The organism is Bradyrhizobium sp. 63_E2_N1_3, from assembly GCF_052076005.1.
GTDB lineage: Bacteria > Pseudomonadota > Alphaproteobacteria > Rhizobiales > Xanthobacteraceae > Bradyrhizobium > Bradyrhizobium barranii.
Genome location: NZ_CP197235.1, coordinates 5,540,879 through 5,566,919, shown reverse-complemented (window position 1 = coordinate 5,566,919; position 26,041 = coordinate 5,540,879). Strand labels below are relative to the sequence as shown.

The following is a 26,041-nucleotide window of genomic DNA, read 5'->3' as shown; positions in this document are numbered from 1 at the left end:
GACGACCTCAATGAAGACTGCGAACGCACTGGAATTCAAGGATGCCGGCGAAGACGGTGACCCGATCGCCGACGTTGCCAAGCAACTGGCGGACCTGAAGGCGGCCCTCGAAACGAAGGCGGCCAACGACGCCACCAAGCTCACAGAGCGCCTGGACCGTATCGAGGCCAAGGTCAATCGTCCCGGCAACAAGTCGGCGGCGAACGACAACGAATCCAAGATCGAAACCAAGGCTTTCGAGTCGTTCCTTCGCGGCGGCGCCGACAAGATGGATGACCTCGAAAAGAAGTCTCTTGTCGTCAGCAACAACCAGGCGATTGCACCGCCGGAATTCGGCAGCGAGATCCTGAAGCTCCTGCGCCAATTCTCGCCCATCCGGCAGTATGCGAACGTCCGCACCATCGGCGCGTCGCAGGTCAAGTATCCCCGCCGCACCGGCAGCCCCGCCGCCGTGATCGTCGGCGAAACCGAGGACCGCACCGGGAGCGAGCCGTCCTATGAGCAGATCGGCATCACCCCGTATGAGTATGCGACCTATACGGACATCTCGAACTGGCTCCTGGAAGACAACGCCTACGGCCTGGAAGGTGAGCTTCACAGCGAGTTTGGCGAGAGCTTCGGCATTGGCGAGGGCACCCACTTCGTCAAGGGCAACGGCACCACCCAGCCGATGGGCCTTCTGAGCGCGACCGGCATCACCACCGTCGTCACCGGCAACGCCACCAACTTCCCGGCCTCCACGCCCGCCGACGTGCTCATCAACATGTTCCACAAGCTCCCGGGCGCACATGCCCACAATGGCGTGTGGCTCATGAACCGCAACACGCTCGGCGCGATCCGCCTTTGGAAGGATGGCATGGGTCGCTATCTGGTCCTGGACCCGATCTCGGACGGCGCACCGACTACGTTGCTGGGCCGCCCGATCGTTGAGGCGGTCGATATGCCCGACATCGCTGCGAACGCCTTCCCGGTCATGTTCGGCGACCTCAAAGGTTACCGCATCGTCGATCGCGTCGGCATTTCGATCCTCCGTGATCCCTACACGCTGGCGACCAAGGGCCAAGTCCGTTTCCATGCGCGCAAGCGCGTCGGCGCCGACGTGACCCATCCCGATCGCTTCGTGAAGCTCAAGGTCTCGGCGACCTAAGAGGACATGAACATGCGGCTCGCAGCGAACACTTTTGCCCTCCAGCTCGGCAACGGGTCTTTCGACCTCAAGCCGTCGCTGCGGGCCGCATTCCAGCTCCATCATAAACACGGCTTTCCGGAGCTCTACCAAGCCATCCTTGACGGCAGTTACACGGCCAGCATGGACCTGATCACAGCGACCAGCGACGTGACTCCGGTCGCATCCATCCGCGACATCTTGGACGCGCGTGAGCAACTGCTGGAATTGGTCCTGATCTTGAGTGGCGCCGACCAATCGGGCGACCAAAAATCAATCGGCAAACCCATGACTTTTGACGAATACTTCACCAAGCTTTTCCAGATCGGCACAGGTTGGTTGTCTTGGTCGCCTTCCCAGACCTGGGATGCAACGCCCGCTGAGATCATGAGCGCTCACACCGGCCGCCTCGACATGCTCAAGGCCATCTTCGGCAGCGGCAAAGACGACCAGGCCGGCAGCGAGCAGCCTACCAAGGCCGACCTCAACGCCATCGGCGATCTCACCGTCCATTCATTGGAGGCGCGCTGATGCCCTACAAGTGTGGTCGTGTCTGTGCATGCGGACGCATCGTCGCCGGCGATGCTCGGTGCGTATGCCAAAACCAACGCCGTAGAGAGACGGACAAGCGCCGGCCCAACGCCAATGATCGCGGCTATGACAGCCGCTGGTCTAAGGCGCGGCGCACATTCCTGGACAAGCATCCCCATTGCGCCATGTGCGGCAAGCCTGCGGTCGTGGTCGATCACGTCAAACCGCACCGTGGAGACCGTGCCTTGTTCTGGGACAAGGGCAACTGGCAGCCGCTCTGCGCCCATCACCACAACAGCACTAAGCAATCCCTCGAAAGGTCCAAGTAGACCCATGCGCCTGATCGAATTCAACGGTATGTCGCGTCCCGTGAGTGAATGGGCAAAGCTCACCGGCATCAGTTCGGACACAATCACCAAGCGGCTGAACCTAGGCTGGTCCGCTGAAGAGACCCTGACGACGCCAATAGGCAAGCAAGGTCGCAGAGCCACGCGAGTTGCTGCCCAGTCGATTGCTCATGAATTACCGGCCCTTCGCGGCTGGCAGCGCGACATGCACGCCGCACATCGACAGATGACGCGCTCGGTCCGTTCGTTCGTCCGCCAGATGGAAGAGCAGATGGCTGAGCTTCGTCATGGCCTCGACCAGCACCTCGCCGCACAACGCGATGAAGCACACCGCCATGCCGCTGCTACCCCGGGGGTGGGTCAGAACTCTCAAGAAATCGTCCGCGACCGGTGCTCTCGGGTCGCGCAAGAGAGCGTCTAATTGGAGTATTTTCGACCATGCCCGGCATCACCCTGGACCAAGCCAAGGCCCACCTGAACGTCACGCTAGACGCCGACGACGCCTTGCTTACCGACAAGCTGGCGGCGGCAAAGGCGTGGGTTTCGGCTTACACGGCCGGCGATCCGGACGCGGACAGCGCGCCGGCGCCCATTCGGGAGGCCGTGCTGCAATTGACGGCGCATCTCTACCAGAACCGCGAGGCGAGCTTGGTTGGCGTCACCGCCATGGCTCTGCCGTTCGGTTTCCTCGATTTGTTGGCCCCTTACCGCGCGTTTGCCTTCTGAAATGACCGCTTCTGACCCCTCGCATCCTCTGCAAAAGACCATTCGAGCGCGCCTGATTGCGAACCCGGAATTGATGGCCCTGGTCCAGGCTGATCACGTAATGGATGCCAATGGTCGGCCGGAGATCATGCCGGCCGTCTATATCGGCGAGGGCCAGACGATCTTCCGGCGGTGGGACGCGACGACGCACGCCACGCTGCACGTCTGGTTTGCTGAGCCCGGCCTGGTCCAATGCAAAGAGGCCGTTTCCGCCATCGTGGCGGCGCTGCGGATCGACGCCCAGGCGGATGGCGTGCTGGCGATCGACGGCTTCACCGTTCACGACATGCAGGCCACCCAGACCCGGTATATGCGCGACCCCCACGGTTCCTATAGCCACGGCGTGGTCAACGTCGCGGCCGTCGTGAAAGCGAGAGCGGCATGAGGGCCGGCAACCTCGACCGGATCATTGAGATCCAGCGCCGCACCACCGGCCTCGACCTATACGGGAGCGTGATCGACACCTGGACCACGTTCGCCACCATGCGGGCGCAGCTTCTTAAGAACAGCACCGACGATCGAGAAGGCGCTCGTGGTCACACCACCGACGCACTGCTGACCTTCCGCATGTATTACTTTGCCGCCCTCAGCCTCAACGACCGGCTGCTCTATGAGGGGCAGTCCTACAACGTCACCGGCATTACCGAGATCGGTCGCCGCGTCGGAATGGACGTTACTTGCGAGCGGGTTGGTTCATGATCTCAATTGTCGTCGAAATCGTCCGGCCCCGGGGCACCGTAGAGCGCTACTTGTCGTTCGTCTTGCGAAAGCTTTGGTGCCAATCGTTCAATCTCTGGCGCGAGTCCATCAAGAATAATTCCGCACGCTTCGGAGATCGCGCTAACCTGCGTGTGAAGTGTTCCGATGTCGGTGGTATCGTCCAAGGCATCCCCACTAAAGTAAGTTTGCGGCCCAGCCTCCGCTATCGCGAGAATCTCGTCGAGACGGCGAATCGACGCTCTAATCGTTGCAATCTCGCGAATGAGACGACGCGGGAATACGTCAAGATGGTCCCAGGCCTCTCGGAGTTCCGGTGGCTCTTGGATCACCACATCCTGGGGAGGGAGCATGCCCCCAGCCTCCAAAAAGACCATCCTTGCGTCGACCAATTGCACGTCCGGGCGAAAGCTGCGGATGGCGATATCCAATTTGAGATACTGAGCAAGCTGTCGCCTCACGAATTCGCGCCTGTGCTCATCGCGATCGACTGCCACCTTCTCCATCGCACCTCTGTAGGCGAGGAAGCCGCCGCCGAGGGCGATCAACGCAGCTGCGATCGGCTGCCATTTGCTGAGATCGAAAGCGATCATCAGAACGAGTATGATCATCGCCGCTGTCGCGATGCCGGGCCATTCGAGATTCTTCATTGCTTGAAATTGCCCGTCCGTCGCGCGTTTGTCGAGGCAGCTGCGGCATGAAGGGTCGAAAACCAGAACTCCGCGCCGACGCCAACGCGCTCGACGCCTCGACCCGCCCGCCGTCTTGGTTGAGCAAACACGCGAAGGCCGAATGGCGCCGCGTAATGCCAGAGCTTGCCAAGCGCAGGATCCTCACCATTGCGGACTTAGGCTCGCTGGAGAGCTATTGCGTCGCCATGGGCAGGGTTCGCCAGTTGGAAGCGCTGTTGCGCACCGAGATCGACCTGAAGCTCCTCCGCGCCCAGGACAAGAGCATGATGACGGCCCGCCAGCTCGCGGCCGAACTTGGCTTGACCCCCGTTTCCCGATCGCGACCGGCAGTCCGCGAAAACGACAATGAAGGCGACGATGACAACCCGCTCGCCCTCTAAGGACACCTTTCCGCGCTGGATCTACGACGACACGCCCATTCCCGATCCTGTCGGTTATGGCGAGCGCGCCGTCGAATTCCTGCGGCGCCTGAAGCACCCCAAATCGACGCTACTCCGCAAGCAATTCCAGCTCGACCCGTGGCAGGAACGTATTGTCCGCGCGATCTATGGGCCGCGCGACGACGCCGGCAACCGGATTGTCAGCACCGTTGTGATCCTGGTCCCGCGCGGCAACCGCAAGACCAGCTTGTCCGCCGCGCTGGCGCTGCTTCACACGATCGGCCCCGAGCGCGTGTCCGGCGGCGAGGTGATTTTTGCGGCCAGCGATCGCAGCCAAGCCGGCATCGCATTCAAGGAAGCGCGCGGTATCGTCCAGGCGGACACCAGGCATCTGGTCCCGGTGACGAAGGTCTATGACGCCTTCAACAGCGCCAAAAAGATCGCCTATCCCAGCGACGGGACCGAACTAGAGGTCATCTCGGCGGATGCACCCAGTAAGGAGGGCCGCACCCCCTCATTTGTCCTCGCCGACGAACTGCACGTCTGGCGGGGCGATCAGCTTTGGAAGGTGCTCACCAACGGCCTCGACAAGACCGATAACAGCTTGCTTGTGGTCGCGACCACCGCCGGCCGTGGGCAGGACAACATCGCCCATGAAGTAATCGAACGCGCCCGCAAGATCGCGCGCGGCGAGATCACTGACCCGACATGCCTTCCGGTGCTTTTTGAGTCGCCGGCCGACGCCGACTATGCCAGCGAGGAAGTGTGGCGCCGCGTCAATCCTGGTAGCGCTCATGGCTATCCGTCACTCAAGGGGTTTCGCCAACACGTTAACCGGGCGAAGGACAGCCCTACGGAACGCGACAGCCTGTTGCAATACAAGCTCAACGTCTGGCTCGACCACTCGACCTCGCCCTTCGTCGACATGGCTACCTATGACAAGGGCGCGGCGCCGATCGACTATGAGGCCTTGCGCGGCGCGCCGTGCTGGGTTGGCGTAGACATGAGTAAGACCACCGACCTTTCAGCCGTGGTCGCGTGCTTCAGGGACGGCGACCGCTATACCGTGCTGCCGCACTTCTTTTGCCCTGAGGCCGACATCCGCAAGCGCGGTGACCTCGATGGCGTGAATTACACTTCCTGGGCCAAAGACGGCTTCGTCACCGCTACGCCCGGCAACGTCATCGATAACGCTGCCGTCGCGGACTGCATCCGATCGCTAGCGGAGCGCTTCCAGGTCCAAGAGATCGGCTTTGACGTCGCGTTCGCCCAAGGCGTCATGGCGCCCTTGGTCGACGAAGGCTACCCGGTCGTGACAATCCGTCAGGGGTGGGTGACGCAGTCGCCGGCCCTCAATGTCCTGGAGCGAGCGATCATCAGCGGCAACTTCCGCCACGGCGGACACCCCGTTTTGCGCTGGAACTTCGCCAACGTCGCGATCCAAAAAGACGCCAACGACAACCGGATCATCCACAAGAGCAAGAGCACCGATCGCATTGACGGCGTTGCGGCGACTTGGATGGCGGTATCGCGCGCTGCGGCCGGCGACAGCTCCCGCTCGATTTACGACCATCCCGACGCTGTGGAGCTTCTTTCATGGTGACACATGGCCATAACGACGACCTCGACGCATACCTGCAATCGCTGCCCGACAAGCTCGCCGAGAAACTGAGCGACGTGCTGCGCGAGCAAGCTTTCCGCCTTTCCGACGCCCAGCGCGAGGCATTGCGCGCCCTTGAGCAGTCCCCGGAGACCGGCGCCTTAGAGGCTTCGTGCACCGTAGCCGAGGGTGAAAACGAGCTCGAATATCTCGTCCAGGCCGGCGGCGATATGACGACCAAGGAAGTCCGCGAAGGCAGCGGCGAGGCCTATGACTACGCCCTGGGTTTCGAATTCGGGACAAGCCGACAGCCGGCGCGGCCGTTCTTCTTCTCCACATACAACGCCATGCGCGACGACATGCAGCAGGCGATCGACGATGCAGTAAGCGAGGTTCTACATGACTGACATTTCCCGCGAGATCACCTGGGCCGGCGGCACCCATACGTTCGACCTGAGCAATCCCTGGGTTCGGCGCGTTCTGTCCTGGCGCGGCATCGCGGGCTTTTCGCCGGCAACGGTTGCCGCGCGCTTTGAGGCCCAGAGCTACGGCGCCGAGGAGGTCGAGCGCATTATCGAGTTGGGATTGATCGGCGGCGGCACACCAGAGCGCGAGGTCGAGATGTTACTCGACGCCCATGTTCGCGGGAAACCTCTGGCGCCGAACGTGATGCTCGCCAGCGCCGTCCTGTCCGCGCTGTTTGTTGGTGCTGACAATGGCTAGTCTCACGATTCCGGTTAAGCTCAACCTCGACCAGTTTAAGGAACAGCTTCGGGAAACGTCGTCGCTGACCGGCACCGCGACGCGCCAGATCGCGAAGCAGTTCCTGGACATGAACAAGGACCTCGCAAAGGACGCGATCTTTGCGACCATGGCGCGCGGTGCCGTTGATCTCGCCGGCAAGGTCGCGCTTGCGGTGGGCGCCTATAAGCTCATGACGGCCGCGATCAGCGGCGCGCGCGAGCAGATGCAGCAGATGGTCGAGATCGCGGACAAGGCCCAGAACCTTGGCGTATCGCCCGCGTTCCTCCAGGCCTTCACCAGCGAGGCCCGGAAGCTCAAGGTCGAAGCCGGCGAGCTCGAATCCGCCCTTGATCACGCCTTCCAGGCGACCAAGGACAAGTCACCGGTCGATGTCGGCGAGTGGACTGTCGGCGAAGAGAAGATCACGGGCGTTGAGAAAGCCTTGCGGGTCTACAACGAGACGCTGGCCAAGGCGGCCGGCCAGCAACTTCAGGGGTTGGTTCTCTTTCGGGACGCCAAGACCCAGGAGGACCGCATCAAAGCGGTTCTGGTAGCGATGCAGCAACTCGACCAGATCGGGCAGCACGCCGCGAGCCTTGACCTTGGTGAGAAAATGTTCGGCACGGCCATCGTCGATCGCATGCGACAGGGCAAGACCAGTGCCGAAAGCATGTTGCAGACGATCAGGGAGGTCAGCGCCAATTCGGACGGCATTTTTAGCAACGCTCTGGTTGAGCGCGCGAAGGAAGTGGACGACCAGCTCAAGCTCGCCCATCAACGTCTCTCGACCGCGCTTAAGCCGTCCTGGGACGATCTCGCCAGCGTCATGATGGACATCAAGGGCGCGTGGGCCGACGTGATCGGCTATATCGCCAAGGCGGTTGAGCTTTCGAACAAGATGCCGCGCATTCCCGGATTGGCCGCGAGCCCAACCGACGTTGATGCCAAACGAGACGCCCTCGACCGGGTTAACGCGCGGCTCAATGGCACAAGCTCCTGGACCGACACCTTCGGCATACTCGCCAGTCGGGAGACCCTTGAAGGCCACCGCGACCGGCTACAAAAGGAAATCGCGGCGCTGACGGCGAACGGGGAGCAGTATGGTCCCCCGGCACCCAGCCAGACGCGCGGCACCGGCCCGGCGCCGACCAAGATCAGCACCGGCAGCAACGTGGACAAGCTCGACACCGCCGCCGACAGCATTGAGAAGCGCACGGCCGCATTGCAGGCAGAAGCCGCTGGCCTGGATTTGACTACGGCCGCGCGGGAGCGCGTCAAGGTGGCCGCACAGCTTGAGACCGTCGCCATGCAGGCCAACGCGGCGGCCGGGAAGGGGGAGGGCGTCGTGACGGCCGAGCAGCGCCAGCGCATCCAGGAAGTCACCGAGGCCTACGGCAAGGCCACCGAAGCCATTGATAAGGCCACCGTCGCGCAATCGATCCGGCGCGGCCGGCAGACCTCGTTGCTGGATCCCCAGGACGTGCAGATCGCCGAACAGCTCAAGGGCCTTTATCCGGACGTAGGGACCGCTCTGAACTCGGTTGAGGCGTCGGCCATGCGGACCAATGAGGCCATGCGGTCGATCGGCAGCACCATGAGCAGCAGCCTGACCTCCGGCCTCGCTGATATCCTGGACGGCACCAAGAGCGTGTCGGCGGGCTTTGCCGACATGTCCAGGGCCGTCGTGCGCGCCCTGGAAGAGGCCATGATCAAAATGCTGATCGTGCAGCCGATCATGCGCTCGCTGAGCGGCACGTTCGGCTTCAGCGACGGCGGCCTGGTCGGCGCCGCCGCCCCGGTAGCCAAGGCTGACGGCGGCTACATCGCGGGACCAGGAACGGGCACCTCAGACAGCATCCCGGCGCGGCTCAGCAATGGCGAATTCGTGGTGCGCGCCTCCGCCGTAGCGAAGCACCGCGCGGTGCTAGAGGCGATCAACAGCGATCGTATTCCCAGGTTCGCGGATGGTGGTCTGGTCGGCGCCGGTTCGCCGGCCGCGCCCATGATCAATTCCGGCCACGTCATCGCGCCGGCCGTCACGGTCAACATGACGGGCGGCCCGAACTCGTCGCCCGGGGAGAACCAGCGGACGGCGGAGAATATCGCCCAGCTGGTTCAGCACCATGTGCGCGCGGCGATAGGTCAGGAGTTTCGAACACAGAGCCGTCCCGGGGGGACGCTGTTTCGTCGGTAGCCGAAACAGCCCGCAATTCTCGTCACAAGCGCTATAGAGCTCCCAATAAGCGAAAACCCCCGCTTGGCGAAGCGAGGGCTTTCAAAGGGATTGTCCAGTTAGACGGTGTCAACACTGACCGGACGGTCCAGACGCAAGGTTCCAAGGCCCATGTCTGAACGGCTTGATTATAGCACTTCCACTCAGCTTCTCGCGCTAAATTTCAAAGAAACATTAGCGAACTACCGTGCGATGTTCGACGCGGCGAAGGCCGCAAAGAAGCGCGCCAAAGATCGCACCAGGCAGCAGCGACACCGCGCGCAACCGCGTGAGGCTAGTATCGCGAAGCTAGCCAGCACCCTCCGCAAAGCGATAGCCAAGCCGCGCCGCGACAAACAGCTCGAGCAGTTGCGCGGCCGCGAGCTCGAGCTCGCGGGCTTCCGCTTCCTATCCCGGATCATCATCGCGAAGTTCGGCCCCATGTCCGACGCCAAGCTGGCGGAACAGCTCGACGGAATGACTAGGAAGAAGGTCTGGCAGTTGCGCCAGATCGTTGCCGATCTCGAAGCCGATGGCGGCCCTTGGCATAACATCTAGCCTATAATTTCGGAATTTCGGTCGTCACACTCGTAAAAAACTGTAGCGATTTGAATCGCTTGCAGTGGCAGGGTGGAACAGAATTTCAGGCAGGGTGGAACAGATTTAGAGCCTTCTGTTCCACCCTGTTTTCAAAAACCCTATAAAACAAGGGGCTTCCGGAAGATCGACCTGTCACGCTTGCTAGAAATAGTAGTTGTTTAATTGTTTAGACTAGTGGGAGCGAAGCTCCCTATAGAAAGCGTGACAGCGAAACTCGCGGTCTCCCTCGCTCCGCTCGGTCGCTTCGCTCCCGGGGGCGGCCGCCCCCGAACCCCCGCCGGCCTGCGGCCGGCTCTTTTTGATCCCATCTCCGGGGTAGGGAGGTCTCCGGCGTGAGGAAGGTCTCTGGCTAAGAATGTATGCTTCCGGCCATGCTCGCCGCCGCCGGCGGCTCACGACGGCCACGGTCCCGAGGGAGGCGTTCCGGTCCGCACGCCTTTCGACCTGACGTCCGTTACCGGACGATCCCCCAACAACCGGCCATGTTTAGCGCCCCGCTGACGAAGAGAACAAACTCAACATTCGAAGCAACGTGAAACGAGTCGAGTCCGAAGTGGGATGAGATGGCAGCGCCGACGGTTAGAACACCAAAACAGAATCGAACCATGAGCATGAACGTGCTTTGCATTGTTGCCCCCGTGATGAGAATTTCGTTGTTACAATAAGTGGAGGCGAGCCGCAGCGCCGCTGCCTGGACTCGATCTATGCGCTGGATTGGCAGCGGTGACTCAGGATTCGGTCTTTCGTGCTGGGTGCTATCAGACACCGGACAGCCGCTCTGGCGCACCAGCGGGCTTCCAATTGCGACCCTGGGAAATTTCCCAGGGTCGGTCTTGCTCTGACTACTCGCCCGAGTTCCGGAACCGCTCGCCCAGGAAGCCCAGGACTTGGTTAAGCGCCCCCTCGGCCGTTTCCCTAGCAGTCCAACCGATGTCGAGCGATTTCCACACTGCATACGTCTCGGGCGTTCGCTCGGGATTCACGTTCGAGGGATAGGCCGGCTGAGCCACAATATCCTCGCGCTCATAGACGCGAGTGCTGAACGGCTTGTCACCGCCACTCGATTCCATGACCTCGATTCGGAAGACCTCAAGGTTCACTACGATCTCGACGGTTCGTTCGATCGTGTAGAATTCTGTTGCAAAGTCCGGCGGCGTGATCACGGGCACTCCCTTCTAAAAGTTGCGATCGGGACTGTTACTGAGCAACTCGTCAAACTGCAACGGTTGCCTAACGATCCTCGCCCCTCTTAGTTAGCCAACCGCTGCACCAGGGCGGTGCCGTTCGCATTCACCGCGCAGAGATAGAACCACTTCTGAGACTGCCCGGCCGCGCTCCATTCGATCTCGACGCGCAGGGGCGGACTAGGACTAGGCCAATTCGGCGGCGCTGGCTGTTGGGTAGTCGTGCTCTTTCCGATCTTCATGCCGGCGATCTTTGGCAGTGTGTCGGCGGCTTTGATGATGCACGCGGACTCATTCGGGCTCGCGGCGAGTGCCGGCGTGGCGACGATCAGAAAAGATGCAGTCAGAATGGCGCGCATGTGTTCGGTCCCCAACCAGTTCGCAATATGAGCGACGTAGGTCTCGTTCACAACTGCGACTTGAGTCGAACGGGATCTTGTAAGTCAGCACCAACTTACAACCTCAAAGAGAAAATATTGTTGACGCCACTTAACGAATATGAGTCTAGTGGCGCTACACCGCCAATGGTGGGGCTGAAAGGGAATACCAATGTTGATTGCCGACGACCGTTACTTCGCGCTCGTGACCACGCTCACCGACGCGCATGCCGGCTCTGATAGCTACGCCGTAATGGGCCGTGCCTGGGTCGAGAACCACATACAGGTCGCGCTCTGCGCCGCCGACATCTATCCGGCTAGCAGCGCCGATTGCGATCTCGACCATCCGGCGATCGTGCTGCACGGCGAAGAGCCGTATGCCGAGCTGGTCGCTGAGGTAGACGAGGTGCTCGCCGGCCTGGGCAGTGCGAGCGTGCACTAATCGTGGATTACGTCGGCCCTCGCTGGACTAGAGGGAACGACTCGGTCCACCCTCAACGTGTGCGACCCCAGCGGACGTGGAGTGGTTCTTCACTATCTTAAGGACGATCGCACGGCCTGTGCCTTCATCCATCAGAGACGAAAGGCTGGCGCTCAAACCGCCGGCCGGGAGTTCGTGGACCCCGTGAGGTGGACGAAGGAAACCACGCAGGGCTGCCGGCGGCGGTTCTAGAACGTCAATGGCAGGCCGATGCGCCCATAAACGACGGCTTATTCGTTTGATGGGACGTTGAACGCAACCCTTACGGATTGCGCCGGCGTGATCCGAGGGCATCAGCAATGAAACCTCGAATCACAATCGCGGTGAAGGTAGATGTTGCGGCCATCCTGTTTAGGTTGGCACTCATCATCGCACTTTTCTCGTGAGATGGGCGGGGGGCTGGTTCACTGGCCTCCCGCTTTTCTGCCCGCTAGGGGTAGCAGATTCAGAGGAGGCGATCATGGTGATGCCGTTTAACATATCTCGCGATAGGTGGTCGCTGAAAGAGATCATCATGGATGAAGGCGATCGACCTGGGCGGGGTGGCTTCGCCTTTGTCTTGGATGACGAACACTTTCCCTATTTCCAGTATCCGAAATCGAGGGATTTTGCCGACGCACTAAAATGGGCCGCGGTAGGCAAACCGTCTTCCCCGATCGACCTGGCGACAGATGGGAGTATTCAAGTCAGCCCTACGTCATCAGGTGACGTCGCAGTGAGAACGCCAGCCGGAGCCACGAGAAATCTAAGTGCCAGCGAGGCCCAATGCCTCGCGAAGGACCTGATTTCTCCGCTAGCTCAAACAATCGCCAGTTAGAAGCCGAGGCGGGGCGCCTCTATCGTCAAGCTTGCCCTGAATCATCCCTCGCGCTTAGATTGCGCGGGGAATTTTTGTAGAAACGGGGGAGCCGTGATCGAGGTCGCAATCAAGGCGGTTATTTCGATTGTGTTGACTGGGTTATTTCTCGGCTCGCTCTTCTATATTTGGACAGGCGATCTTGATGTGAAGCAGACGCTCACGAAGCCGCTTAGTAATTTTGTCTCGCTCAAGAAAAAGTCGAAGCTCGACATCGACGTTAAGCAAATCAGCGTTGCGCGCTATTCAGCAATTGGGAGCAGCGAGAACAATAACTTTGCGTTTATCTTCTACGTCTTGCACTTCGTGAACGTGTTGGATCAGAGTGTCACGCTGAAAAGCGTTCATCTGAGATTAGAAGGTAAACCTGATATAGAGTCGTCTGTCGTCCAAACTGGCGTGGTCGAAACCGCGAAAGGAGAGAAGATTGAATCGCTGCTTTTGCGCGCCAGTGACAGCAACGTAATACTAATGAACTGGAAGAACCTGCGACAAGTTATCGGCGAATACAAGACGCTCGCACCAGGAGGTGTTCTTACCGGAAGCGCCGTTTTCGTGCTTCCTTTTTCTACAACGGCGGAAGTCGATGCAATCAAGAAGATTAAGCTCGTTGCGGTCGATTTCTCAGGAAATGAGGCTGTCAAGGAACTCGATATCGACCCGTCTTGGAAACAAAATATGGAGTTTCGTTCTATTCCCAGCACAAGTTTCGAAATCGATCCGAACGGCCAATGGAAATAAAACTTATGTTCGATTGTTAAACTGATCTGTAAACGAGCGCCTCGACCATCGCCACGCGATCTCGCAGGGGGGCCTCTGGTAGCACGCCATAGCGTCCCGTCGTGCTAGCCTTGGTGTGCCCTAGAAGAACGCCATGCTGCTCATCCAAATAGCCGGCAGCGCGGAAGGCGTCTGTGACGTTGTGGCGGAAGCTGTGGAAGTTAACTCGCTTGTCTACCTTCACGCCGACAGCCCTGAAATAGCTATTGAAGAACTTCGAGGCTCCACCGAAATAGCCGCGCTTGTCGCGTTCTGCTTCAGGAAACAATCGCTGCTCGCCGCGTGCGACGACGCCAGCGTGGTAGTCGAGGAACCCCAGCTCGATCAGCCTGGAATGCACCGGCACCACTCGCATTGACCCTCCCGTCTTGGTGGATTTAGTCGAGCCTTCCTCATCTTCGTCCCCGACCTCCGTGATGTGGAAGATCCACACACCATGAAGTTGCCGCACGTCGGCGGTCAGCAACTGGCACAACTCGCCCAGGCGTGCGCCGGAATAGACCGCGAGCAGGGGAATCCAGTAACGCCAATCCCGGATGGCAACATTCCCTGGTTTGCCTTCAGCGTCATCGCCCAGGCATGTGCCAAACAGAGGGGAGTTGAAGATCGCGTGTAGCTGTTGCTCACTGAACGGGAAGCGGTTCTTCTTGCGCTTGTCGATCGACAAATACATTCCGCTCATGACGTCGTCGTCAATATACTCGTTCTGGAGCAGCCAGCGCGCGAAGCTGCCCAGCGCCGCGAGATACTTGTTCGTCGTCTTCTGGCTGATCGGCGGCTTTTTGACAGTCTCGTTTGCCTCGATCACCTTGCGGAAGGACAGGCCCTCGAAGGCCTTGCTGTCCGCCGCCTTCACCGGCCAGCGCGCCAGCTCTTGCTTCCAATTGCGGACTGCCTTCCGGGTGAGGACAGTGATGTGCGAGGACTCGCCGACGAATTCGGCAAACAGCCTCACGATCTTCCGGTTTTGGTCCCAGGTGTCGGGCCGGGCATCGCCCCATTTCTCAGCTTTGAATTTGTCGTAAAGCTCCATGAGTGTTTCACCCGGCGCGGCAACCCGTTTGCCCTGGGTAAGATCGGCCGGCACCACGATTGGGTCGGCCGGGACGCCGGACCAATTGCCGGCATCACGCTCGGCGGCACGTTCCAGGACCTCGACCTGGGCGCGCTGCAATCGCTGGCATAGATCGCGATAGGCCGGCGAGCCCTTGGCAATCAACAGCCGCTCGCTCTGGATCACATCATCGGCCTTCCACTCGATCAGGCCCGTCTCACCGCTGGCAAGGTGCTTCCTGAGCATGTCGAGTTGAACGGCCCGATGTTCGCGGTCCATCTTCGCCGCATCCTTCATGGCGATCACCTCAATGGTCGCATTGAGCCGAACCAGCGGGTCATCCGTCCAGGGAACGCGCCCGGCCTCGATATCGGCCGCAAGCTTGTTCGTCGCCTCCTGGACCTCCGCAGTGGTTGGCAGGGCCGCGCGCGCTCGACCGTCTCGGTCCAGCGCGGTTTCATAGTGCGACCACACAGCCGCCTGGAGATCGGCGGGTGAGGGCTCCCGGCGCTGCTCCAGATCGGCGAACTGGGCTCGGTAGGAAGCAATCACCGGCGCCGCACGATCGCGAGCTTGTCGGGGGTCGGTGGTCTTAAGGGACTGCCAAATCTCTTTCCGCCTAAGCAGCGGCTGGAGCTTCAGAGGCACGCCGACGCGGACGTAGTAGGACGTTCGACCAGGACGTTTTTGGATGTTCGTGGCGATCGACATTCGAGTCCTCGTAACCGTGACTCGTAACCACTACTCGTAACCGTTCAGCGTTAAAAGCTGTTTTCTTTCATGTCTTTACTGAAATCGTTGAATTTTTGCTGGGGGTCCTCAGGGTCCAGGTTCCCCAGCCAGTTCCGGGCGATTTACCCAGATCATAACCTGCTCTGAATCAGGCCCGCGCCGCGAGCCTGACGTGCCGTCGGCAGGCCTCCCCGTCGTCGGTGCGGCCTCGGCGCGTTGGCCCGACTTATCGCGCCGCGATGCGCCGCGCGGCGATGCAAGGCGAAATGACTAGCGGCGCCTCTTCCGGCCCGTCTTGGCGGCACGCTTTTTCGTCGCCCGTCGCTGGCCGCGACCTGCATCTGCCGCGCCCCATGGAATTTTCGCGCTGACGCGCGTCTTGGCGCCAACGAGATTGGGCGTCTGGTTGTATTTGAGGCGACGGAGTTTGGCCGTGACGAGCTCGCTCAGCTCCTGGAACGACGGATTGGCGCTGCGGTCTCGTTGTTCGCGCAGCACCTTCGCCATGCAGAACGTGTAGGCGCCATACGACGTGACGCCGTCACGATATTCATAGGACAGCTCCTGCTCCTGGCAGGCCTCGAGGAGAATCGGCAGATAAGGACCGTGATGCCCGAGCTCGGCGCGCGTCTTGTTGTATGCCTTGTCGGGCTGGGTGCGGAGCGCCATGCTGCGCCCGAGCCGCTGCGTGGCGCCGTTGTCGCCGAGATAGTCGGCGCCGTTCTTGCTCTTGCTCAGACTTTCGTTCAGGGGAGGGAACTCACGCGGCACCCACATGCCTTCGCTTGCCTCCCACCGCAGCGCCCGGTGGCGGATATCGTCGGGCGGCGTCAGGCCGCGGATACGCGGACCACCGTCACGTGTCATGCCGCCGGAATGGCAGCAGTCGAGCATGGCGACGAAATAGCAGTCGTACGGAAGCTGTGAGTAGAGCTGGCTGAACTGGCGGTCGAGAATGGCGTGCTCGGGCGTCCAGTCGAAATCATAGGGAACGAGGCACTCGTCGACGCTATCCGGTGCGCCGCTCGGGCTGTATCTGGGAATCTGGGCGCCATGGCCCGAGTAGAACAGCATGCGCTCGTCGCCGTCGCGGACGCCCTCGAGCAGCCAGTGAAGCCTTTCCATGATGCCCTGCGCCGTCGCCCGCTCATTGAGCACGACGCGTATTTCGTCCGGCTTGAAGCCGCTCTCCTGTAGCACCGAGCTCATGAGGAATACGTCGTTGACGCATCCTTCGAGCCTGTCCGCGGGTTTGGGATAGTCGTTGATGCCGATCAGCAGGGCGCGGCGGGTCGGCCGGGCGTCAATGCGGGCAATCCCCCGCGCGGCGCTGACGATGGAGCGGGACGTCGGCACCGGGACCACGTCGTGCCAGACGGTGGCGACGGTCTCGGGGCGCGACAGGTACCAGGTCGCGTTGTGATTCAGGAGATCGTTGGGGACATCGAACGGTGTCAGCACCTGTTGAAAATTGTCTGCGGCGATCTCGAGCGGATAGGTGAGAACGCGATCTTCCCGGTTGAACAGATGGTACCATTTCCGGCAGGGAAGGTCCTGAATGCGGCCTGCGAAGATGTCGCGCACCGCGGGATTGCCGATCTGCGAACCGAACGTGACGAAGACCTTGTCCCTGATCGCACCGGGATTACGCACGAACGTGTCGTAGCAGATCAGCGAGCCGAGGCTGTGAGCCAGGACAACGTCGTAGTTGCCGCTCTTCAGCTTGTCGAGGACTGCGCCGCGCAGCGCGGCCTGCAGCTGTTCATCCACCGACCACTGGGCGACCATGCCCGCGGTCCATCTGATCAGGGTTGGTACATCTTCGAGGCTGCGTGTGCCCGCGAGCAGATCACCGACCCCGTGGACGGTCGCGCTCGCGAGCAGTTTTGCCAGCGCGATGCCATAGGTGATGAGGTTCGGCGGGCTCTTGTCGAACAGGTCGTCATACGAGAGGAAGTCGATGGCCGGGTTGAGGCTCTGATCGACGGACTGGACCGCGCGTATGATCGCCTCGGACCATGACTTTCGAAACTCGGCGTCGATCTCCGCGTGACCGACGCCGTGGACGCAAAGCAATGACAGGCGGGTGCTCATGAAAGCTGCCTTCTGCTCAATGCAATCTGAAGTAGCCGATGTTCGAGCGCAAACGTCCGGGATGATGTCACGGCGCCACGAGCTTCAAATATGAAGTAGCGCACGAAATCCTCGCGACAGTTTGCCTCACCTTGCGGGAGGCATGACGTGTCGGATCGTCCCGCGCCGCTTCGTCCTCGGGGCAGGCAACCCAAGGAGATCCGTGATGCCTTATGTCGATGGTTTCGTGCTGGCCGTGCCGAAGGACAAGATCGAGGCCTACAAGGTGCTGGCGCGTAAGGCCTGCGCCGTGTGGATGGAACATGGCGCGCTCGATTACGTCGAGTGCATCGGCGACGACGTGCCTTATGGCGAATTGACCTCGTTTCCGCGCGCGGTGATCGCGAAGGAGGACGAGGTCGTGGTGTTCTCCTGGATCGTCTACCGTGACCGGGAGACCCGCGATGCCGTCAACAAGAAGGTGATGGCTGATGAGCGGTTCAAGGGCGCCGACATGCCCTTCGACGGCAAGCGCATGATCTATGGCGGCTTCACGACGCTGTTGCGGGCGAGCGACGTCGTCGGCTGACGGCGTTTTGCAGGGTGGGTTGGCGGCAGCCACCGCCTCTGCGTTCGCGGAAACAGACGGGGGCCGGGTTACGCCAGCGGACCGCGCTTGGCGCAGTCGCAGCGTTAACCCACCCCTGCAGATGGCAATGACGTCCGCCGTTCGGGTTACCGCGTTCGCGCCGGACGACGCCGGATTTGAACGCTGCCCGCGCCGGCGCATTCGCTGCCTCTCCCATGCAGCATTGCGCAAGTCCGTTTCGTCTTGCCGGTGTCCGGCTGGCATGCCATCCTAGATCCACCAGGCATAAACAAACGGAAGCGGGCGCTTAGCCTGCAGCTTCCAAAATAGCTTGGTCGGGGAAACCCTTTGGGAGGTCTGATTTGATGAATTTCAAGCACGTCACCGGGCTGTTTTGCGCAGCCGCGATGTTCCTTACGCTGGGCTCCGGCGCGCAGGCCCAGGACAAGGTCATCAAGATCGGCGTCATCATGCCGATGTCCGGCGGCACCGCCTCGATCGGTGCGCACGCCAAGGCGGCGCTCGAAGTCGCCATGGACATCATCAACAACGCTCATCCTGAGCTTGGCAATCTGCCGCTGGCGAAGAACGCCGGCCTTGCCGGCCTCGGCGGCGCCAAGATCGAGGCTGTGTTCGCCGACAACCAGGGCAACCCGGCGACGGGCCAGAACCAGGCGCTACGCCTGATCACGGAAGAGAAGGTGGCGGCCGTGTTCGGCTCCTACCAGTCCGGCGTCACGCTGACTTCGAGCGCGATCGCCGAGAAATACGGCGTTCCCTTCCTGAACTCGGAATCGGTCGCCGCCAATCTCACCGAGCGCGGCTTCAAATGGTTCTTCCGCACCACGCCGATCGCGACCGATTTCGCCAAGATCTATGTCGACTTCCTCGCCGACATCAAGGCGCAGGGTGCCAAGACCGACGCCGTCGCGGTGGTCCATGACAACACCGAATACGGCACCTCGGTCGCCAACACGATCGCCGGCGCCTTCAAGGAAAAGGGCCAGCCGATCGCGCTCGACATCGCCTATCCCGTCAATGCGACCGATTTGCAGGGCCAGGTGCTGCAGCTCAAGGACAAGAAGCCCGACGTCGTCATCATGATCAGCTACACGTCGGATGCGATCCTGTTCGCCAAGACCATGCAGTCGCTCGACTACAAGCCGGCCGTGCTGCTGGCCGACGATGCCGGCTACTCCGATCCGTCCTTCACCAAGGCGGTAGGCAAGATCTCGCAAGGCGTCTTCAACCGCTCGTCCTGGGTCGTGGGACCGCCGGGCTCGGCGTCCGCCATCATCGCCGACATGTACAAGAAGAAGAGCGGCGAGGAGATGGACGACACGGTCGCCCGGCAGATGCAGGGCTTCTTCGTGCTGGCCGATGCCATCGACCGCGCCGGCTCGACCGAGCCTGCCAAGATCCAGGCCGCGCTGAAGGCGACGGACCTGAAGCCCGAGCAGCTCATGATCGGCTACAAGGGCGTGAAGTTCGACGACAAGGGCCAGAACATCCTGGCTTCCGGCGCCATCATCCAGCTCCAGGATGGCGAGAACTACGTCGCGGTATGGCCGAAGGCCAATGCCGAGAAGGCGCCGGTACTGCCCTACAAGGGCTGGTGAGATTGCCTGAAGGCGGGACCGCGCGTCCCGCCTTTCCCAGAATGTTTTGATCAGAGCAACGCAGCTCATGTCCTTCGTACTCGTGCAGGTGATTGCCGGCGGGCTTCTGCTCGGTGCCGTCTACGCCCTGTTTTCCTCTGGCCTCACGCTGGTGTGGGGCATGATGAACATCGTCAATTTCGCGCATGGCGACTTCGTCATGCTCGGCATGTACGTCGCCTATGTCGTCTATACCCTGATGGGGGGAGGGCCCATCCTCGGCGCCCCACTGGCGACACTGGTGCTCGCGACCGTCGGGGTCGTCGTCTATTTCGCCCTGATCCGCGACATCATGAAGGGGCCGATGCTGGCGCAGATCCTCGGCACGTTCGGGCTCGCGCTGCTGCTGCGCTATTCCGTGTTCTGGTGGTTCGGCGCCAACTTCCTGTCGATGCCGTCGAATATCGTCGGCGGCACCTATGCGTTTGCGGGCCTGCGCATCGAAGCCTCGCGGCTGCTTGCCGGTGTCGTCGCGCTGCTGGTGACATTCGGTCTTCACCTGCTCCTGACGCGCACATCGCTTGGTTCAAAAATGCTGGCGGTGGCGGAGGATCAGACCGCGGCTCAGCTCATGGGCATCAGGCCCGATACGATGCAGGCGATCGCCTGGGCCATCGCGGCCGGCGCCACCGGCCTTGCCGGCGCGCTAATCGCGAACTTCTTCTACATCGTGCCGACGGTCGGCGAGACGCTCGGCATCGTCGCCTTCGTCACGGTATCCCTTGGCGGCTTCGGCAGCGTGCCAGGCGCGCTCGTCGCGGGCCTGTTGATCGGCGTGATCGAGTCGCTCTCCGGCTATCTGATCGGTGCGGTCTACAAGGACATCGTCGTCTATGTCCTGTTCCTGTCCTTCCTCTGGTTCCGGCCGCAAGGCCTGATGGGCAAGCTCTGATGAGAAAGCTGCAATGCGGCGCTTGATCTGGCTCTCGATCGTCGCAGCACTGGCGATTGCCTATCCGTTGCTGCTGTCCTCGCCGTTCCAGCAGCGCCTGGGCGCACTGGTGCTGCTCTATGCCATCGCCGCGTCGGCCTGGAACATCGTCGGCGGCTATGCCGGCCAGGTCTCGGTCGGCCACGTCGTGTTCTTCGGCTGCGGCGCTTATGCCGCGATGGGGAGCTACGCCAAGTTCGGGCTGTCGCCGCTGTTCGGCATCCCCGGCGGGATCGTGCTGGCGGTGGGGCTCGCTGCGATCATCGGCGTGCCGACGCTACGGCTGTCGGGTCACTATTTCAGCATGGCGACGATCGCGGTCGCCGAGACCGTGCGGCTGATCGTCACCAACACCGACTGGCTCGGCGCGGCCGTGGGTCTTTCCGGTCCAACGGTCCCCCGCAACATCTTCGATCTCTCGTTCCTGTCGTCGCTGCCGTACTACTACCTCTTCCTGGTCGTCCTCGTGATCACGCTGTTCATCACCTGGTGGATGACCAACAGCCGCATGGGATTCTATCTGCGCGCGATCAAGGATTCCGAGAGGGCCGCACGTTCCCTGGGCGCACCCGCGAGCCGGACCAAGCTCTACGCCTACATGCTGAGCGCGGCGCTGACGAGCGTTGCCGGCGCGCTCTATGCGATGATGTTCGGCTTCGTCGATCCCGAGTCCGGGCTCGGCATCCTGATCTCGGTCAAAATCCTGATCATGGCGGCGCTGGGCGGGGCGGGGTTGCTGTTCGGTCCGCTGGTGGGAGCCGCGATCCTCGTGCCGCTGGAGGAGATCTCCAACAGCTGGCTTGGCGGCAAGGGGGCCGGCCTCACCTTCGTCCTGTATGGCGCGATCATCGTGCTGATCGCGCGCTTCCAGCCCGGCGGCCTGCTCAGCCTGTTCATGGGACGACGTAAGCCCGGCGCAGATAAGGGAGCCGGCCATGCTCCTTGAGGCGCGCGGGATCACAAAGGCGTTCGGCAGCTTCAAGGCGGTGGACGATGCGTCCGTCACGCTGGAGCAGGGCGATATTCTCGGCCTGATCGGCCCGAACGGCGCCGGCAAATCCACCTTCTTCAATTGCCTCACCGGCGACCTCAAGACCACCTCGGGCCGCGTGCTGTTCGAGGGGACCGACATCACCGACTTCGCGCCGGAGCAGCGCGCCGGGCTCGGGCTTGCGCGCACCTTCCAGGTGCCGCAGACCTTTGAAGGCATGACGGTGCTCGAGAACGTCATGATCGGCGCCTTCCTGCGCACCTCGCATCGCCACGGGGCCGAGACCAGGGCGCGAGCGGTGCTGGAGCGCGTCGGCATGAGCAGGCTTGCGGATGCGCCGGCGCGCTCGCTGGGCACACCCGGCCGCAAGCGGCTGGAGATCGCCCGCGCACTGGCGACCGAGCCGAAGGTGCTGCTGCTCGACGAGGCCATGGCCGGGCTCAACGCCCACGAGGTGAGGCTCGCCATCGATCTCGTGCGCGACATCCACCGTTCCGGCATCACGCTCGTCATCGTCGAGCACATCATGGAAGTGATCATGTCGCTCGCGAGCCGCGTGATGGTGTTTCACCAGGGCAAGGAGATCGCCCGCGGCTCGCCGCGCGAGGTCACCTCGAACCCGGCGGTGATCGAAGCCTATCTCGGCAAACGCGCGGCGAAGGCCGCGGCCGGCCATACGCCGGTCGAGCTGATGGGCGGGCGGGACCTATGAGCGGCGCGCTTCTTCGGATCGAGCACCTCGAGGTGCGCTATGGCGACCTCATAGGTGTCTCCGACGTCTCGCTGGAGGTGCCGGAGGGCAGCGTCGTCGCGCTGCTCGGCTCCAATGGCGGCGGCAAGACCACGACGCTGAACGCGATCGCGGGTCTCATTCCCGTGCATTCCGGATCGATCAGCTTTCGCGGCGAGGACATCGCCGGCCAGAAGGCCTTTGCGATCGTGCGCAAGGGGCTGGCGCTGTCGCCGGAAGGCTGGCGCCTGTTCGTGCAGCAGAGCGTCGAGAACAACCTCATGCTCGGCGCGACGCCGCTGCACGACAAGTCGCGCCAGACCAATTTGCTTGAGCGCGTCTACGAGATCTTCCCGCGGCTGAAGGAACGCCGCAACCAGCGCGCCGGCACCATGTCCGGCGGCGAGCGGCAGATGCTCGCGGTCGGCCGCGCGCTGATGAGCGATCCTAAGCTATTGATGCTGGATGAACCGTCGCTCGGCCTCGCGCCGGCGGTGGTCGAATCCATGTACGAAACCTTCGGCCGCCTGCATCGCGAGGGCCTGACCATCCTGCTCGCCGAGCAGTCGATCGAGCTCGCGCTGGAAGTCTCGGACTTCGCGACCGTGCTCCAGGTCGGCAAGAGCGTGCTGTCCGGCACGGCCGCTGCGCTCGCACAGGACCCGCAGGTGCAGAAGGCCTATCTCGGGGTCGACTGATTGATCTCCGCCTGGAGCAACAGCAACAGGCAACCGGCCAGCCGCGTCTCCATCTCTTTTGATCTAAGCGACAGCGGCCCGGGATCGTTGAGGATCGCGTTCACCAGCGTGCCCAGCACGACCTGAAAGCCGAAGGCGATCGTGCGGGTCTTGGCGGCCTTGCGTCCCTTGTCCATGGCCGGGAGCAGGAGAGGGGTCGCGCGTCCAGTCGTTGCCTTCGCGAGGGCCTTGAACGGCGTCCATTTGTCCGGACGGGTGTCGTCATGCTGAAGCGCGGCGCGCAGCACGCCCTCGTGGTTGCGCATCCAGGCGATGATGCCGCTTACGATGATGTGGCAGAGCTTGTCGAGGTCCGTATCCGGTGACGGCCGCCTGATTTCGCCCAGCCGCTGTTCGCCGTCGCGCGCAGCCAGCGCCATCAGTGCGTTGAAATAGGCCTCCTTGCTCTCGAAGCGGCTGTAGAAGGCGCCGACGGTGGCGCCGACCTCGGTGCAGAGCGCCTCGATGGACAGCTCCGCAAGGCTGCGCGTGCGCAGCATGCCGGCGCCGGCGCGCAGCAGCGCCAGCGTCGTCTCGCGGCTGCGCTTCTGGCGCGACGGGGCAACGCCGGGAAGGTCGAAATCGGGTTCGTCCGAGCTTGGCCGCATCCGTGCTTGCATCCGGCTAAAATCATAATCATAATTCGGATTATAATTTAGACGTGGCCGAGCCGCGGGTCAACCGCAGCCGCCGGGCAACCAGCAGGGAGAAGCAGATGAGCGCAAACAGCGGCACGCCGTTCCGCGGCACCGTCGGCAAGACGGTCGCGGAGTCGAAACCCTGGTGGCCGGAGGCGCCAAGGCCGCCCGAGGGCGCGCCGAACATCCTGGTCGTGCTGTTCGACGACGTCGGCTTCTCCGATTTCGGCTGCTATGGCTCGACAATCAAGACGCCGACCATCGACCGGCTCGCCGCGGAGGGGCTGCGCTACTCCGGATTCCACACCACGGCAATGTGCTCGACGACGCGCGCCGCGCTGCTGACAGGACGCAATCATCACTCGGTCGGCGTCGGCTGCCTTGCCAATTTCGATTCCGGTTATCCCGGCTACCGCGGCAAGATTGCGCGTGAGGCGGGGACGCTGGCCGAGATGCTGCGCATACATGGCTATCGCAACTACATGGTCGGCAAATGGCACGTCACGCCGCTGACCGAGAGCGGCGCCACCGGCCCGTTCGACGGCTGGCCGCTCGGCCGCGGCTTCGACCGCTTCTACGGCTTCCTTGATGCCGAGACCGACCAGTACGCGCCGGAGCTCGTCTCCGACAACACGCATATCGATCCACCGGGCACGTATGCGGACGGCTATCATCTGACCGAGGATCTGATCGACCAATCGATCCGCTTCATCGGCGACCATGTCGCCGACCGTCCTGACGTTCCCTGGCTCACCTGGGTCGCACTTGGCGCCTGCCACGCGCCGCATCAGGCGCCGGCCGATATCATCATGAGCTATGACGCCGAATTCGCGCACGGCTGGGACGTCGAGCGCGAACGGCGTCTGGCACGCCAGAAGGCGTTGGGGCTGGTGCCTGAGGGCACGCGGATGCCGGCGCGCAACGATGGCGTGAAGGCCTGGGAGGAGCACTCGGCCGATGAGCGCCGCGTCTTCACCCGCCTGCAGGCGGCTTTCGCCGGCATGCTTGATCATTCCGATCGGCATCTTGCACGGCTTGTCTCGTTCCTGGAAACGGCCGGCATTCGCGACAACACCGTGATCATCGTGATGTCCGACAACGGCGCGAGCCAGGAGGGCGGGCCGCTCGGCTTCGTCAACGCGATGGGGCCGTTCAACTTCAAGCCGGAGCCGATCGCGGAAAAGCTCGGCCGTATCGACGACATCGGCGGGCCCGACACCCACAGCAATTTCCCGCATGGCTGGGCGATGGCGTCGAACACGCCGCTGCGGCGCTACAAGCAGAACACCCATGGCGGCGGCATCCGCGATCCCTTCGTCATCAACTGGCCTAAGCGGATCGCAGGCAAAGGCGAGCTGCGGCACCAGTTCGTCCACGCCTGCGACCTCACCCCGACGCTGCTGGAGCTGATCGGCGTTGAGGCGCCGAACGAGATCGGTGGCTGCCCGCAGATGCCGCTGGAAGGCGAGAGCTTCGCGCGCTCGATCACGGATGCGTCCGCGTCCTCAAAAAGCTCGCCGCAATATTTCGAGATGTTCGGCCATCGCGGCCTCTGGCAGGGCGGCTGGAAGGCGGTCGCCTTCCATCCCTCGGGCACGCCGTTCGAGAACGACAAATGGGAGCTGTTTCATCTCGACCAGGATTTCTCCGAGACCGACGATCTCGCCGCAAAGGAGCCGGAACGTCTGGCAGCAATGATGGCGACCTGGTGGGCGGAGGCCGCGAGGCACAAGGTGCTGCCGCTCGACGATCGCTTCGGGCCGCGCTTTGCGGAGAACGCCGCACGCTTCCACGGTGCGCGCCACCATTTCGTCTTCCACGCCGGCATGGGCCACGTGCCGACCGATGTCGCGCCTGACGTGCGCAGCCGCAGCTACACGATCGAGGCGCATGTCGAGATCGACGAGGCGGGTGCAAACGGCGTGCTGATCTCGCATGGCGACGCGACGTCGGGCTACAGCCTCTACGTCAGGGACGGTCACCTCGTGCACGACCTCAACATCGGCGGCAGCCACCAGATCGCGCGGTCGGACCGCAAGGTGCCGTCAGGCGCGCGGCGGCTCGGCGTGTATGTCGAGCGGCTCGTGCGCAAGGAGCCGCCGGCCAAGGGGGCGCGCACCGGCGTCACCGAATATACGCTGCTGATCGACGGCGAGCCGGCGGGGTCGCTCCAGACCCAGCTCGGCTTCCACACGCTGATCTCGTGGTCCGGTCTCGACATCGGCCGTGACCGCGGCAGCCCCGTGTCGCATTACGAGGCGCCGTTCGAGTTCGAGGGGCGATTGCTGCGCGTCACCGTCACCATGCACAACGACCAGAAGCTCGACGGCGATGCCGTCGGCAACGCGCAGATGGCGCGACAGTGATAGGGAAGAGGCGGCGCAGCATCCGCGCCGTCATTGCGAGCGCAGCGAAGCAATCCAGACTGCCTCCGCGGAAAGATTGCTGGATTGCTTCGCTACGCTCGCAATGACGAG

The 26,041-nt window shown here is 62.3% G+C and carries 28 protein-coding genes; 22 read left to right on the top strand and 6 right to left on the bottom strand.

The genetic code is table 11. The features are described 5' to 3' along the window. Window positions 1-10 precede the first annotated feature (10 nt). The 6 genes from AB7531_RS26880 (at window position 11) to AB7531_RS26855 (ending at window position 3,507) form a co-directional block, all read left to right on the top strand. The gene (locus tag AB7531_RS26880) at window positions 11-1,147 is read left to right on the top strand and encodes a phage major capsid protein (RefSeq protein WP_441280176.1); all 1,137 of its coding nucleotides are present in this window, start codon (window positions 11-13) and stop codon (window positions 1,145-1,147) included. 6 nt (window positions 1,148-1,153) lie between these two features. After that, window positions 1,154-1,696: a hypothetical protein gene (locus tag AB7531_RS26875; protein WP_441280175.1), complete on the top strand. Its 543-nt coding sequence runs from the start codon at window positions 1,154-1,156 to the stop codon at window positions 1,694-1,696. Window positions 1,697-2,029: 333 nt separating this feature from the next. Then, window positions 2,030-2,464 (top strand): hypothetical protein, encoded by a 435-nt coding sequence (locus AB7531_RS26870; RefSeq protein WP_441280174.1) that lies wholly within the window; start codon window positions 2,030-2,032, stop codon window positions 2,462-2,464. Window positions 2,465-2,481: 17 nt separating this feature from the next. Further along, window positions 2,482-2,769, top strand: coding sequence for a head-tail connector protein (locus tag AB7531_RS26865; protein WP_441280173.1), 288 nt, complete (start codon window positions 2,482-2,484; stop codon window positions 2,767-2,769). 1 nt (window position 2,770) lies between these two features. Then, window positions 2,771-3,193: a DUF3168 domain-containing protein gene (locus AB7531_RS26860; RefSeq protein ID WP_441280172.1), complete on the top strand. Its 423-nt coding sequence runs from the start codon at window positions 2,771-2,773 to the stop codon at window positions 3,191-3,193. Next, window positions 3,190-3,507, top strand: a complete 318-nt coding sequence (locus AB7531_RS26855; protein ID WP_441280171.1) for a phage head closure protein — start codon at window positions 3,190-3,192, stop codon at window positions 3,505-3,507. Before AB7531_RS26860 ends, AB7531_RS26855 begins: the two co-directional genes overlap by 4 nt. A 2-nt stretch (window positions 3,508-3,509) precedes the next feature. Here the strand turns inward: AB7531_RS26855 and AB7531_RS26850 are convergent, their stop codons facing one another. Then, complete coding sequence (locus tag AB7531_RS26850) at window positions 3,510-4,175, bottom strand: hypothetical protein (RefSeq protein ID WP_441280170.1); 666 nt, start codon at window positions 4,173-4,175, stop codon at window positions 3,510-3,512. Between the two features lie 47 nt (window positions 4,176-4,222). On the opposite strand from AB7531_RS26850, the gene AB7531_RS26845 reads away from it, so the two are divergent. The 6 genes from AB7531_RS26845 to AB7531_RS26820 all read left to right on the top strand — a co-directional run bounded on the left by AB7531_RS26845 (window position 4,223) and on the right by AB7531_RS26820 (window position 9,711). Then, entirely contained in the window at window positions 4,223-4,597 is a 375-nt protein-coding gene (locus AB7531_RS26845) for a phage terminase small subunit P27 family (RefSeq protein WP_441280169.1), read from the top strand. Next, entirely contained in the window at window positions 4,563-6,200 is a 1,638-nt protein-coding gene (locus tag AB7531_RS26840) for a terminase large subunit (RefSeq protein ID WP_441280168.1), read from the top strand. Before AB7531_RS26845 ends, AB7531_RS26840 begins: the two co-directional genes overlap by 35 nt. After that, the gene (locus tag AB7531_RS26835; protein ID WP_441280167.1) at window positions 6,194-6,604 is read left to right on the top strand and encodes a hypothetical protein; all 411 of its coding nucleotides are present in this window, start codon (window positions 6,194-6,196) and stop codon (window positions 6,602-6,604) included. The genes AB7531_RS26840 and AB7531_RS26835 overlap by 7 nt, the downstream gene beginning before the upstream one ends. After that, on the top strand, window positions 6,597-6,920 hold the full coding sequence (locus AB7531_RS26830; RefSeq protein WP_441280166.1) for a gene transfer agent family protein: 324 nt from the start codon (window positions 6,597-6,599) through the stop codon (window positions 6,918-6,920). Before AB7531_RS26835 ends, AB7531_RS26830 begins: the two co-directional genes overlap by 8 nt. Beyond that, a complete protein-coding gene (locus AB7531_RS26825) occupies window positions 6,913-9,135 on the top strand; it encodes a hypothetical protein (protein WP_441280165.1) in 2,223 nt (740 codons plus the stop codon). The genes AB7531_RS26830 and AB7531_RS26825 overlap by 8 nt, the downstream gene beginning before the upstream one ends. A 150-nt stretch (window positions 9,136-9,285) precedes the next feature. Next, a complete protein-coding gene (locus AB7531_RS26820; RefSeq protein WP_441280164.1) occupies window positions 9,286-9,711 on the top strand; it encodes a hypothetical protein in 426 nt (141 codons plus the stop codon). An 884-nt stretch (window positions 9,712-10,595) separates the two neighbouring features. On the opposite strand, the gene AB7531_RS26815 is transcribed toward AB7531_RS26820, so the two are convergent. Together AB7531_RS26815 and AB7531_RS26810 are read right to left on the bottom strand one after the other, a co-directional pair. Further along, the gene (locus tag AB7531_RS26815; RefSeq protein ID WP_441280163.1) at window positions 10,596-10,916 is read right to left on the bottom strand and encodes a hypothetical protein; all 321 of its coding nucleotides are present in this window, start codon (window positions 10,914-10,916) and stop codon (window positions 10,596-10,598) included. Window positions 10,917-11,002: 86 nt separating this feature from the next. After that, window positions 11,003-11,296, bottom strand: coding sequence for a hypothetical protein (locus AB7531_RS26810; RefSeq protein ID WP_208086228.1), 294 nt, complete (start codon window positions 11,294-11,296; stop codon window positions 11,003-11,005). 190 nt (window positions 11,297-11,486) lie between these two features. Between AB7531_RS26810 and AB7531_RS26805 the strand changes: the two genes are divergently transcribed. From AB7531_RS26805 to AB7531_RS26795, 3 genes are all read left to right on the top strand, one after another. Further along, window positions 11,487-11,756, top strand: a complete 270-nt coding sequence (locus AB7531_RS26805; protein ID WP_441280162.1) for a hypothetical protein — start codon at window positions 11,487-11,489, stop codon at window positions 11,754-11,756. Window positions 11,757-12,255: 499 nt separating this feature from the next. Further along, the gene (locus tag AB7531_RS26800; RefSeq protein WP_441280161.1) at window positions 12,256-12,612 is read left to right on the top strand and encodes a hypothetical protein; all 357 of its coding nucleotides are present in this window, start codon (window positions 12,256-12,258) and stop codon (window positions 12,610-12,612) included. Window positions 12,613-12,705: 93 nt separating this feature from the next. Further along, window positions 12,706-13,392, top strand: a complete 687-nt coding sequence (locus tag AB7531_RS26795; RefSeq protein ID WP_441280160.1) for a hypothetical protein — start codon at window positions 12,706-12,708, stop codon at window positions 13,390-13,392. A gap of 16 nt (window positions 13,393-13,408) precedes the next feature. On the opposite strand, the gene AB7531_RS26790 is transcribed toward AB7531_RS26795, so the two are convergent. Continuing rightward, window positions 13,409-15,196, bottom strand: a complete 1,788-nt coding sequence (locus tag AB7531_RS26790) for a DUF6538 domain-containing protein (RefSeq protein WP_441280159.1) — start codon at window positions 15,194-15,196, stop codon at window positions 13,409-13,411. Between the two features lie 291 nt (window positions 15,197-15,487). Next, the gene (locus AB7531_RS26785; protein ID WP_063983872.1) at window positions 15,488-17,311 is read right to left on the bottom strand and encodes a caspase family protein; all 1,824 of its coding nucleotides are present in this window, start codon (window positions 17,309-17,311) and stop codon (window positions 15,488-15,490) included. Between the two features lie 205 nt (window positions 17,312-17,516). On the opposite strand from AB7531_RS26785, the gene AB7531_RS26780 reads away from it, so the two are divergent. The 6 genes from AB7531_RS26780 (at window position 17,517) to AB7531_RS26755 (ending at window position 22,887) form a co-directional block, all read left to right on the top strand. Further along, the gene (locus tag AB7531_RS26780) at window positions 17,517-17,879 is read left to right on the top strand and encodes a DUF1428 domain-containing protein (protein WP_063983871.1); all 363 of its coding nucleotides are present in this window, start codon (window positions 17,517-17,519) and stop codon (window positions 17,877-17,879) included. A gap of 365 nt (window positions 17,880-18,244) precedes the next feature. Beyond that, entirely contained in the window at window positions 18,245-19,498 is a 1,254-nt protein-coding gene (locus AB7531_RS26775; protein ID WP_063983870.1) for an ABC transporter substrate-binding protein, read from the top strand. A gap of 67 nt (window positions 19,499-19,565) precedes the next feature. Beyond that, complete coding sequence (locus AB7531_RS26770) at window positions 19,566-20,429, top strand: branched-chain amino acid ABC transporter permease (protein ID WP_063983869.1); 864 nt, start codon at window positions 19,566-19,568, stop codon at window positions 20,427-20,429. 13 nt (window positions 20,430-20,442) lie between these two features. Beyond that, window positions 20,443-21,414: a branched-chain amino acid ABC transporter permease gene (locus AB7531_RS26765; RefSeq protein WP_063983868.1), complete on the top strand. Its 972-nt coding sequence runs from the start codon at window positions 20,443-20,445 to the stop codon at window positions 21,412-21,414. Next, on the top strand, window positions 21,404-22,171 hold the full coding sequence (locus AB7531_RS26760; RefSeq protein WP_063983867.1) for an ABC transporter ATP-binding protein: 768 nt from the start codon (window positions 21,404-21,406) through the stop codon (window positions 22,169-22,171). Before AB7531_RS26765 ends, AB7531_RS26760 begins: the two co-directional genes overlap by 11 nt. Further along, entirely contained in the window at window positions 22,168-22,887 is a 720-nt protein-coding gene (locus AB7531_RS26755; RefSeq protein ID WP_063983866.1) for an ABC transporter ATP-binding protein, read from the top strand. The genes AB7531_RS26760 and AB7531_RS26755 overlap by 4 nt, the downstream gene beginning before the upstream one ends. Here AB7531_RS26755 and AB7531_RS26750 read toward each other — a convergent pair. Continuing rightward, window positions 22,869-23,534, bottom strand: coding sequence for a TetR/AcrR family transcriptional regulator (locus AB7531_RS26750; RefSeq protein ID WP_063983865.1), 666 nt, complete (start codon window positions 23,532-23,534; stop codon window positions 22,869-22,871). The genes AB7531_RS26755 and AB7531_RS26750 overlap by 19 nt on opposite strands. A gap of 107 nt (window positions 23,535-23,641) precedes the next feature. Between AB7531_RS26750 and AB7531_RS26745 the strand changes: the two genes are divergently transcribed. Next, window positions 23,642-25,930, top strand: a complete 2,289-nt coding sequence (locus AB7531_RS26745; RefSeq protein ID WP_063986439.1) for an arylsulfatase — start codon at window positions 23,642-23,644, stop codon at window positions 25,928-25,930. Window positions 25,931-26,041: the final 111 nt, after the last annotated feature.